This window comes from Streptomyces sp. MNU76 (assembly GCF_020982545.1).
Taxonomy (GTDB): Bacteria; Actinomycetota; Actinomycetes; order Streptomycetales; family Streptomycetaceae; genus Streptomyces.
Genome location: NZ_JAJKLK010000005.1, coordinates 400,940 through 411,151, shown reverse-complemented (window position 1 = coordinate 411,151; position 10,212 = coordinate 400,940). Strand labels below are relative to the sequence as shown.

Below are 10,212 nucleotides of genomic sequence, written 5' to 3'. Positions count from 1 at the left end.
TCGGCTTCTCCCGCACAAGGCGGCCGAGCTCGCCGCCGCGGGAAGGTCACGGTCGACGGGTCGGTGGTCGGCAAGTCGGAGCGGGCGCACGGCGGGCCTGGCTGGAGGTCGAGATGCCGCAGGCGCCCGCCCCGGTGCAGGTCGTCGCCGAGCCGGTCGAGGGCATGGAGATCGTGCACGACGACGACGACGTGGTCGTGTCAAGCCGGTCGGGTGGGCGCGCACCCCAGCCCCGGCTGGTCCGGGCCCACCGTGATCGGCGGCTGCTGCCGCCGGGTACCGGATCTCGACGTCCGGTGCCGCCGAGCGCCAGGGCATCGTGCACCGGCTCGACGTGGGCACCTCGGGCCTCATGGTGGTCGCCAAGTCGGAGTACGCGTACACCTCCCTGAAGCGCCAGTTCAAGGAGCGGACGGTCGACAAGCGGTACCACGCGCTGGTCCAGGGCCACCCGACCCGACGAGCGGCACCATCGACGCGCCCATCGGACGGCATCCGAACCACGACTACAAGTGGGCCGTCACCGCCGAGGGCAAGCCGTCGGTCACGCACTACGACCTCATCGAGGCGTTCCGTGCCGCCTCCCTGCTCGACATCAAGCTGGAGACCGGGCGCACCCACCAGATCCGCGTCCACATGTCCGCCCACCGGCACCCTTGCGTCGGCGACCTGACGTACGGCGCCGATCCGACGCTCGCCAAGCGGCTCGGCATCACCCGCCAGTGGCTGCAGGCCGTCCGGCTCGGCTTCGAGCACCCCGGGGACGGGAGCTGGGTCGAGTTCGAGTGCGACTACCCGGCGGATCTGCAGAAGGCCCTGGACAAGGTCCGGGAGGAGACGTACGCGTGAGCCCCGTACCGGTGTCCTACGAGGTGCGCGTCGCCGACGGCCCCGGCGATCGCGAGGCGTGCTTCGCGGTGCGCAAGGAGGTCTTCGTCGTCGAGCAGGGGGTGCCGGAGGACCTGGAGTACGACGCGTACGACGCCGGGGCCGTGCACGTCCTCGCCGTACGGGACGACGGGGTGCCCCTCGGGGCCGGGCGGCTGCAGGGAGGCCGCCGCCTGCAAGACCGGAGGGGGTTCGGGGTCGGGTCCCTGGGGCGGCTCGCGGTCGTGCCGGAGGCCCGAGGGCTGGGCGTCGGGGTCGCGCTGGTGCGGGCCGTCGAGGAGGCGGCCCGGGAGCGCGGGCTGACCGAGGTGGACCTGGGGGCGCAGACACACGCGCTGGGTTTCTACGAGCGGCTGGGGTATGCGGCGTACGGACCGGAGTTCCTGGACGCGGGCATACCTCATCGCGCGATGCGGCGCAGGCTTTGATGTGGCGCAGGCTTTGACGCGGTGCAGGCCTTAGCGTTGCGTGGTGCGGGTGGGGCACCCGGGGCATCCGGTCGGTCGTGATCGTCCAGCACCAGCGGAGCGCCCCCATGGATCAGTTGGCCCTGTTCTTCGTCCTGCTGGTGGGGGCCGTGGTCAGTGTGCCGGTGGGGGAGCGGCTGAAGCTGCCCGCGCCGGTGCTGATGACCTTGCTCGGTATCGCGCTGGCCATCCCCGGGTTCGTGCCCAACGTGGAGATCCCGCCGGACCTCATCCTGCCGCTGCTGTTGCCGCCGCTGCTGTACGCGGCGGTCCGGCGGACCTCCTGGCGGCAGTTCACGGCGAACCTGCGGCCGATCCTCCTGCTGGCCGTGGCCCTGGTGTTCGTGACCACGGCCGCGGTGGCCGCCATGGCGCACGCGATCGTGCCCGGACTGCCCATCGCGGCGGCCGTGGCGCTCGGCGCCCTCGTCGCGCCGCCCGACCCGGTGGCGGCGACCGCCGTGGCCGGGCAACTCGGGCTGCCGCGCCGACTGGTGTCGATACTGGAGGGCGAGGGCCTCTTCAACGACGTCACCGCCATCGTGCTCTACCACGTGGCCATCGCCGCCGTCGTCAGCGGATCGTTCTCCTGGCCCAGCGCCGCGCTCCAGCTCGTGCTGTCCGCCGTCGTCGCCCTCGCCGTGGGCATCGGGCTCGGCTGGGCGGCCAACAAGCTGATGGACTTCCTGGAGGACGCGACGCTGCAGATCGGGCTGACCCTGCTCGTGCCGTACGCGTCGTACGTGATGGCCGAGGAGCTCCACGGGTCCGGGGTGCTCGCGGTGCTCACGACCGCGTTGTTCCTCGCGGAGTACGCGCTCGGCGCGGACGACGTCCTGACGCGGCTCGCCGGGCACACGGTCTGGGACGTCGTGGACACGCTGGTCACCGGTGTCGCCTTCGGGCTGATCGGGCTGGAGCTGTACAACGCGATCCGTACGGCGTCGGGGCGGTGGGGCGAGATGCTCGGCTGGGCGGCGGCCGTCGTGGCCGTCGTCGTGCTCGTACGGCTGCTGTGGTTGCTGCCGGCGACCTGGCTGGCGCGGCGGTTGCACGCGAAGCGGGACTACGACGAGGAGATCCCGATGTCGTGGCGCGAGACCGTGGTGATGTGGTGGTCGGGGATGCGGGGGGTGGCGTCCGTGGCGCTGGCGCTGGCGATTCCGTTGGAGACGGACAGTGGGGCGCCGTTCCCGGACCGGGACGAGATCGTGTTCATCGCGTTCGGGGTGATCATGGCGACGTTGGTGCTGCAGGGGCTGACGCTGCCGCGGCTGGTGCGGTGGCTGGGGGTGCGGGCGGACGAAGGGGTCGGGAAGCGGTTCGAGAAGGCATTGGCCGTGCGGGCGGCGAAGGCGGCGAAGCGGCGGCTGAAGGAGATCGAGGAGACGGAGGAGCTGCCGGAGGAGATGTCCGAGCGGCTGCTGCGGCGGGCCTTCGAGATCGGGGTGCGGATCAGTCCGGAGGTGGGGGAGGAGGAGCGCCGCGAGGGGCATGAGCAGCGGGTGCGGCGGCTTCGCCGGATGCGGCGGATCCAGGGGAGATGTTGAGCGCGGCTCGGCATGAGGTGCTGGCGGCGCGGAGTGAGGCGGGGGCGGATCCTGAGGTGGTGGATCGGGTGTTGCGGCATTTGGATGTGCGGAGCCTGCGGTGAGCTGGGCGGCCCCTTTGCCCACCCGCGCCCGCCCGTGACTCCTTGATGGTGAAGTGCGGGTCTCCTGTGGGGGCTTGTCGCCGTCGGCGGCTGCGGGTTCAAGACGTTGCCCACCCGCGCACCGCCCGTGGCTCCTTGGTGGAAAGGTGCGGGCTTCTTGTGGGGATTGGTCGCCGTTGACGGTTGCGGGTTCGTTGTGGGACGTGGGTGTGGGGCGGCTCCGGGTTCGGGGCCGCCCCACTGGTGGGTCGGTGTGAGGAGTGTTCAGCCTCTGCCCGGGGTCCTCGGGGGCTCGTGGACTCGGGCTCGGTTGATGCGAGGGGCCGTGCCGTCGCCGTCGCCGTCGCCGTTGTGGGAGTGGGAGTGGGGGTGGGAGTGGGGGTGGGTCGGGGGAGGACCGCGTCGGCGGTGTTGACGCGGGGAGGGCGTAGGGGTGGGTCTCGGTGAGCCAGTGGATGAGCTGCTCGCGGACGGAGACGCGGACGGTCCACAGGTCGTCCGGGTCCTTGGCGGTGACGAGGGCGCGGACCTCCATGGTCGAGGGCGTCGAGTCCGTGACCGTCAGGTCGTAGTGGCGGCCGTCCCAGGCGGGGCAGGAACGCAGGATGTCGCGCAGCCGCTCGCGCATCGCGGCCAGCGGCGCGGCGTGGTCCACGTGCAGGAAGACCGTGCCGGTCATCTGCGCGCCGCCCCGGGACCAGTTCTCGAACGGCTTCGAGGTGAAGTACGACACCGGCATCGTGATCCGGCGCTCGTCCCAGGTGCGGACCGTCAGGAACGTGAGGGTGATCTCGTCGACCGTGCCCCACTCGCCCTCCACCACGACCACGTCACCGAGGCGGACCATGTCGCCGAAGGCGATCTGCAGCCCGGCGAAGAGGTTGCTCAGCGTGGACTGCGCGGCGATACCGGCGACGATGCCCAGGAGCCCGGCCGAGGCCAGCAGTGAGGCGCCGGCCGCGCGCATCGCCGGGAACGTCAGCAGCATCGCGGCCGCGGCCACCACACCGACGATCGCCGAGACGACCCGCATGATGAGCGTCACCTGGGTCCGAACCCGGCGCACCCGGGCCGGATCGCGGTGGGCGCGCGCGTAACGGCTGTACGTCGTCTCCACTATCGCGGCCGCGATGCGGATCACCAGCCAGGCCGTGGCGCCGATCAGCACCAGCGTGAGGGTGCGGCCGATGGCGGTGCGGTGCTGCTCCAGCAGCTGCGCCTCGTCGTACGACGCTCTGAGGAAGGCCGCGCACAGGACCAGCTGGTAGGGGATGCGACCGCGGCGCAGCAGGCCCCACAAGGGAGTTTCGTGGTGACGCTGGTCCGCTTTGCGCAGCAGCAGATCGGTCGTCCAGCCGATGAGCAGCGTGAGGACGACCGAGCCACCGATGACGATCAATGGGCGGAGTAGGTTCTCCATGCCTTCGAACGTAACCGGCCGCGCGGGGTCATGAACATGTGACTTCGGCCGCGCTCTGGGTGCGGGTGCCGGGGCCGGGCGGCGGACCCGTTGTCGGCCCCGGCTGGCACCATGGCCCCATGAACATCATGCTCTTCCACTCGATCTACGGTCTGCGGCCCGCCGTGCGCCGGGCGGCGGACCGGCTGCGTGACGCCGGTCACGAGGTGTGGACCCCCGACCTCTTCGACGGCCGGACGTTCGACACGGTCGAGGAGGGCAGGGACCTCAACGAGGAACTGGGCCGGGAAGAGCTCCTCAAGCGGGCGGTCCTGGCGGCCGCGCCCTATTCGGAGCGAGGGCTCGTCTACGCCGGCTTCTCGCTCGGTGCCGCCGTCGCACAGACCCTCGCCCTGGGCGACAAGAACGCGCGCGGACTGCTGCTCCTGCACGGCACGTCGGACATCGCCGCCAGTGCCTCCGTGGACGAGCTGCCCGTTCAACTGCACGTCGCCGAGCCCGACCCCTTCGAGCCCGACGACTGGCTGAGCGCCTGGTATCTGCAGATGCGCAAGGCCGGTGCCGACGTCGAGGTCTACCGCTACGCCGGCGCCGGCCACCTCTACACCGACCCCGACCTCCCCGACTACGACGAGGAGGCCGCCGAGGCCACCTGGCACGTGGCTCTCGGCTTCCTCGAAACCCTCTGAGGCCCGGGCGGGATCACACGGGGTCGTACGTCCGCTCCACCTTCTGCGTCCCGCTCCGCGTCCGGTACGACCGCGCCCAGGACGAGGTCGCGTCGGCCTTGGTGCGGTCGGACAGGACGTAGAAGTCCATCTGCGCCCGTGCGGCGGTGATGTCCAGGACGCCGTAGCCGTGCCGGTCGGTGTCGACCCAGTGGACGTGCCGGTTGGCGGCGCGGATCAGCGGGGAGGCCACGGCGGAGGCGGTGCCCTCGGGGACCTTGACGAGGTCGTCGAGGTTGTCGGAGGTGACCGACGTGACGACGAACTCGGTGGCGGCGGAGGCCGACAGCGGGTACGTACCGGCGTTGACCGGCACGTCGTTGGCCCAGGCCATGTGGATGTCGCCGGTGAGGAAGACGGTGTTGCGGATGGCGTTCTGCCGCAGATGGGCGAGGAGTTCGCGGCGGTCGTCGGTGTAGCCGTCCCACTGGTCCGGGTTGAGCGCGAGCCCCTCCTTCGGCAGACCGAGCAGCTCGGCGAGCGGTTCGAAGAGGTCGGCGGTGAGGTTGCCGAGGGCGAACGGGGCGATCATCACCGAGTTGCCGACCAGGCGCCAGGTCGTGTCGGAGGACTTGAGCCCGGCCTTCAGCCAGTCGAGCTGGGTCCGGCCCGTCAGCGTACGGTCCGGGTCGTCGACCTCGCCGTCGCCTATGCCCACCTGCTGCGACCGGAAGGAACGCAGGTCGAGGAGGGAGAGGTCGACGAGCTTGCCGAAGCGCAGCCGCCGGTAGGTGGTGCCCGCTACCGCCGGGCGCACCGGCATCCACTCGAAGTAGGCCTGCTTGGCCGCCGACGAACGGGCCACCCAGGCGCCCTCCGCGCCCTCGGTGTGGTTCTCGGCGCCGCCCGACCAGGCGTCGTTCGCGATCTCGTGGTCGTCCCAGATGGCGACGACCGGCGCGGCCGCGTGCAGGGCCTGGAGGTCCGGGTCGGTCTTGTAACGGGCGTGCCGGACGCGGTAGTCGGCGAGGGAGAGGATCTCGTGGGCGGGCGCGTGGGGTCGTACGACCTTGTCGCGGGTGCCGTACTCGCCGGTGCCGTACTCGTAGATGTAGTCGCCGAGGTGGAGCCACGCGTCCAGGTCGCCGCGCGCGGCGAGATGACGGTAGGCCGCGAAGTAGCCGCCCTCCCAGTTGGCGCAGGACACCACGCCGAAGCGCAGGCCGGTGACGGCGGCGTCGGCGGCCGGGGCGGTGCGGGTGCGGGCGGCCGGGGAGTCGGTGCCGCCGGCCGAGAAACGGAACCAGTAGTCCGTGGCGGGCGCGAGGCCGCGTACGTCCGCCTTGACGGTGTGGTCGGAGGAGGCGCTCGCGGTCGTCGAACCCTTGGCGACGACGTGGGTGAACGCCTTGTCCAGGGCGACGGTCCAGCCCACCTCGACGTCCGGGCCGACACCGGAGCCGGGCAGCGCGGCGGCGGTGGGCGTCACCCGGGTCCACAGCAGGACACCGTCGGGCAGCGGATCACCGGAGGCGACCCCGTGCAGGAAGGCGGGGGACTCGGCCGCGCGCGCCGGTATCGCGGCCGCCAGCGGTACCGCGAGGACGGCTCCGGCCGTGGCCGCCTTGACCACCGTACGGCGGCTCGGGGCGGACGAACTCGTGGGCTGGGTGGGGGAGTCGGGTCTGGAGTGAGATCTGCGACTGGTCACGGCCGATGAGATTACTGATGGGTACGGCTGGATGTAAGACGGAAGTCCGAAATCTGCTCAATGTTCAGACGGTCGTGCGCTGTTCGTCGGATCGCGCATGGAGGGAGCGGACGAACACCGCCCAAGTGGGCGGTCGTCGTGAGGGGTTGTCAGTGCTTCGGTGAGGGCGCGCCCGCGTCGGTCACCGGTCCTCGGCGTAACGTCTGGCCAGGGCGATCAGGGCCGCGCGGTCGGCGCTGTCGGTGCGGTGGCGGAGGCTGGCGAGGTGCTTCTCGACCGTGCGGGGGGAAAGGAAGAGATGCTCGGCGATCTCCTGGTTGCCGAGCCGGGCGGCGAGCAGACGCAGCACCTCGTACTCCCGGGCGGTCACCCCCACGCGGCGCAGTTCTCCCGGGATCGTGTCGTGGCCCTGGCGGCGGCGCGGCACGGGGGAGCCGGCGTCGCGCAGCAGGGCGCGGCACGCGGCGGACACGCGGGTGGTGCCCCGCTCGTGGAAGAACTGCTCGGCGGCGCGCAGCCATTCGACGGGCCGGCCCCAGCCGTCGACGAGCGCGGCCCGGGCGCCCAGCCGCATGCAGAGGTGGGCGGCCAGCGGGATCGTGGCGGTGCCGGTCAGCGCTTCCTCCGCCGTCTTGGCCGCCTCGGCCGTCCGTCCTTCACGGCCCAGCAGGACGGCCCGGGACCAGCCGGCGAAGGGGTGGTCCCAGTGGACCTGGGCGAGCCGTTCGGCGGCGGGACCGTCGAGTTCGCCCCAGTCGGCCGTGCCGTGCAGGGTGCGCAGCAGGAGGTACGGGCCGAGGAAACCGGTGACGCCACGGGTGCTGGGCAGGGCCCGCATGACGGCGTCCGCCTCGGTGAACTCGGCCAGCGCGCGGTCGGGTTCCTCCCGCAGCAGGGAGCAGATGCCCTGGGCCCAGCCCCACACGGAGGTGTCGGCGTACCCCCAGAGCGCCCCGGCGCTGCGCCCGGCGAGCGCGCGCTCCAGCGTGCGCAGGGTCGCGTCGAGCTTCTCGCGCTCCCCGAGCGAGGCGGCGATGATGCCGTCCACGCCGGCGCCGATCAACTCCACCTCGCGCAACCGCAGTCGGCCTGCCGTCTCCCGGAGGCGACGCGCGGACTCCGTGGCCCGGTCCTGTTCGTCGCGCAGAATGTGGGCGAGGGTCAGATGCATGTCGGCCCAGGCGGTCATGAGCACCGCGCCGGTGTCCTCGGCGGCCCCGCGCGCGGCGAGCAGCCGGTCCGTGCCGGTGAATCTGACGCGGTCGAGCACGCCCAGTTCCAGCAGACCGCGGATCCGCCACACCGGCAGCGCGTGTGTCTCGGCGGTGGCGACCAGCCGGGCGAACGCGTCCTCCGCCTCGCCCAGGTCCCGGGGGCGCAGGCAGTAGCCGAGCATGTTGAGCGCCTTGCACGCCACCTCCGGCAGGCCCACCTCCTCGGCGGTCGCGACGGCGCCCTCCGCGAGCGCGCGGGCGCTCTCCAGTCGGTCCGGGCGCTGCGAGTTGAGCACGAGGTGGGCGGCGACCGCGTCCAGCGCGGCGCGGGACGCCGGGTCGGGCGTGTCGCCGAGCAGGTCCCTCGCCCGTTGCACGGCGGTCAGGCCCTCCTCCCACTGCTGGGCGGTCGCCGCGGCCCGGGCCCGGGTGAGGAAGCCCACCGCCCGACGGCCGGCCGGCGCGCCGGACACCGTCAGGACACGGTCCAGCCGGTCACCGAGTTCGGGTACGCGCCGTACGTCGCCGGTGAGGACGAGCGTGCCGAGCAGTTCCTCCAGCAGCCGGGCGACGGCCTCGGGCGGCGCGTCCGGCGTGTCGGCGATCAGTTCCAGGCCCCGGTCGAGGAGTTCGACGGCGGTCAGCAGCGCGCCCCGCGCGACGGCCTGCCGACCGGCCCGGGCGAGCAGCACGGCCGCCCGCGCGGGCCGTCCCCCGGCGACACACAGCTCCGCGGCGAGCCGGTACAGATCGTCGCCGGCGTCACCGGCGTCCTCACCGAGGGGTGGTGGGGGCGCGCTTCGGTGTGTCGGGGAGGTCGGCCGGGGACGCGGTGCCGTTGGCCGGTGTGCCGGGTGACTTCGAGGCGCGGGCGTTGTCCGGGCTCGGCGTGTCGGGGGCCGGTGGGCTCGGGTCGTGCGGGCGTGTCGGGATACCCGGGCGGCGTACGTCCCGTCGGGGCCCGGTTCCGCCTCGCCCGCCCCCACGCCCCCTCGATCGCGTCCGCCGCCGCCAGACACAGGGCCGCCCGTTCGGCGGGGAGCAGGCGGTGGGCGATGGCATCGGCCGTCAGGGCGTGGCGGAAGCTGTGCCAGCCGGGGTCGGCGGGGTGGTGGCGCCGGAGACGAGGTGGGCGTGGGAGGCGCGACGGAGTTGGGCGAGGGCGGTGGCGCGGTCCAGGCCGGCGGCGCGGGCGGCGACGTCGACGGGGAAGCGCCGGCCGAGGACCGCCGCCGCCTCCAGGAGGGCGACACCGGCGGGCGGCAGCTGGTCCACGCGTTGCAGGACGGCGGCGGCGACGGTGGCGGGGACCCCGGCGTCGAGGGAGCCGGTCACTGTCCAGCGGGAGTCCCCGCCCCGGACGAGACCGCCGCCGTCGACCATGGCGCGCAGCAGCTCCTCCACGACGAAGGGGACGCCCTCGGACACGGTGTGCAGCCGGTCCAGTACCGCGGTCGGGACGTCCTCGGCGGAGTCATGGCCCAGACAGCGGGCAGCCAGCTCGGCGGTGCCGGCCGGCCCGAGACGGGCGAGGCGGACGGTCCGGGCCGTACGACGGGACGTGGCGGCCCCGGCGAGGTCGAGCGCCGGGCCGGACTCGCCGCGCAGGGTCGCCAGCAGGACCGTCCGCTGCCCGGCGAGGTTGTCCGTCAGGTAGTCGACGATGGCGAGCGTGTCGGCGTCCGCGTCGTGCAGGTCCTCCAGCACCAGGACGCAGCTGCCGTCCCGGCCGAGGACCTGCAGCAGCCGCAGCACCGCCTCGGCGTATCCGACGAGGGGCGCGCCGTCCTGTGGTGCCAGCCCGCAGAGCCGTGTCAACAACGGTTCATAGAGGCCCAGTTCACCGTCCGAGGGCGCCCCGTCGCCCCGTAACCCGGAGAACACGGCCTCCGCCAGAGGGCGCAGCGGCACCGCGCGCCCGGCGGACGCGGCTCGTCCGCGCAGGACACGCGCCCCGGCGTGCGCGGCGGCGGACGCGGCTTCCTCGACGAGCCGGGACTTGCCGATGCCGGGCTCGCCCAGCACGAAGACCGACGAACCCCGCCCGTCCCGGGCCGCCCGGACGACGGCCGCCAGAAGCTCGCGCTCCGCCTCCCGGCCGATCAGGGCGGGCGAGGACAGCGACGAGAACGACGGCTCCGCGGAGAACGACGGATCCAAAGAGAAAGACGGCAACTCCAGGCCCCCTGC

6 protein-coding genes and 3 pseudogenes are annotated in these 10,212 nt (G+C 73.0%); 5 read left to right on the top strand and 4 right to left on the bottom strand.

All coding sequences use genetic code 11. The features are described 5' to 3' along the window. From E4N62_RS15195 to E4N62_RS15185, 3 genes and pseudogenes are all read left to right on the top strand, one after another. Positions 1-849: pseudogene (locus tag E4N62_RS15195) on the top strand (RluA family pseudouridine synthase); the annotation flags it as partial. Continuing rightward, positions 846-1,316, top strand: a complete 471-nt coding sequence (locus E4N62_RS15190; protein WP_230214842.1) for a GNAT family N-acetyltransferase — start codon at positions 846-848, stop codon at positions 1,314-1,316. The pseudogene E4N62_RS15195 and the gene E4N62_RS15190, both read left to right, overlap by 4 nt. 107 nt (positions 1,317-1,423) lie before the next feature. Continuing rightward, positions 1,424-3,009 (top strand): annotated as a pseudogene (locus E4N62_RS15185) (Na+/H+ antiporter). A 751-nt stretch (positions 3,010-3,760) separates the two neighbouring features. Here the strand turns inward: E4N62_RS15185 and E4N62_RS49390 are convergent. After that, a pseudogene (locus E4N62_RS49390) lies at positions 3,761-3,856 on the bottom strand (mechanosensitive ion channel domain-containing protein); the annotation flags it as partial. A gap of 351 nt (positions 3,857-4,207) precedes the next feature. On the opposite strand from E4N62_RS49390, the gene E4N62_RS49385 reads away from it, so the two are divergent. Together E4N62_RS49385 and E4N62_RS15175 are read left to right on the top strand one after the other, a co-directional pair. Next, positions 4,208-4,420, top strand: coding sequence for a hypothetical protein (locus tag E4N62_RS49385; RefSeq protein WP_374116991.1), 213 nt, complete (start codon positions 4,208-4,210; stop codon positions 4,418-4,420). 128 nt (positions 4,421-4,548) lie between these two features. Continuing rightward, on the top strand, positions 4,549-5,118 hold the full coding sequence (locus E4N62_RS15175) for a dienelactone hydrolase family protein (protein ID WP_230214838.1): 570 nt from the start codon (positions 4,549-4,551) through the stop codon (positions 5,116-5,118). Positions 5,119-5,131: 13 nt separating this feature from the next. Here the strand turns inward: E4N62_RS15175 and E4N62_RS15170 are convergent, their stop codons facing one another. The 3 genes from E4N62_RS15170 to E4N62_RS15160 all read right to left on the bottom strand — a co-directional run bounded on the left by E4N62_RS15170 (position 5,132) and on the right by E4N62_RS15160 (position 10,197). Continuing rightward, positions 5,132-6,808, bottom strand: a complete 1,677-nt coding sequence (locus E4N62_RS15170; protein ID WP_230214837.1) for an alkaline phosphatase — start codon at positions 6,806-6,808, stop codon at positions 5,132-5,134. Between the two features lie 181 nt (positions 6,809-6,989). Then, positions 6,990-8,714 (bottom strand): helix-turn-helix transcriptional regulator, encoded by a 1,725-nt coding sequence (locus tag E4N62_RS15165; protein WP_230214836.1) that lies wholly within the window; start codon positions 8,712-8,714, stop codon positions 6,990-6,992. A gap of 376 nt (positions 8,715-9,090) precedes the next feature. Beyond that, positions 9,091-10,197: an AAA family ATPase gene (locus E4N62_RS15160; protein ID WP_230214835.1), complete on the bottom strand. Its 1,107-nt coding sequence runs from the start codon at positions 10,195-10,197 to the stop codon at positions 9,091-9,093. Between the last annotated feature and the right edge of the window lie 15 nt (positions 10,198-10,212).

Bases quoted from the DNA above. Each gene is read 5' to 3' on its own strand.
- E4N62_RS15175 (WP_230214838.1), top strand. From the start codon at position 4,549: ATGAACATCATGCTCTTCCACTCGATCTACGGTCTGCGGCCCGCCGTG.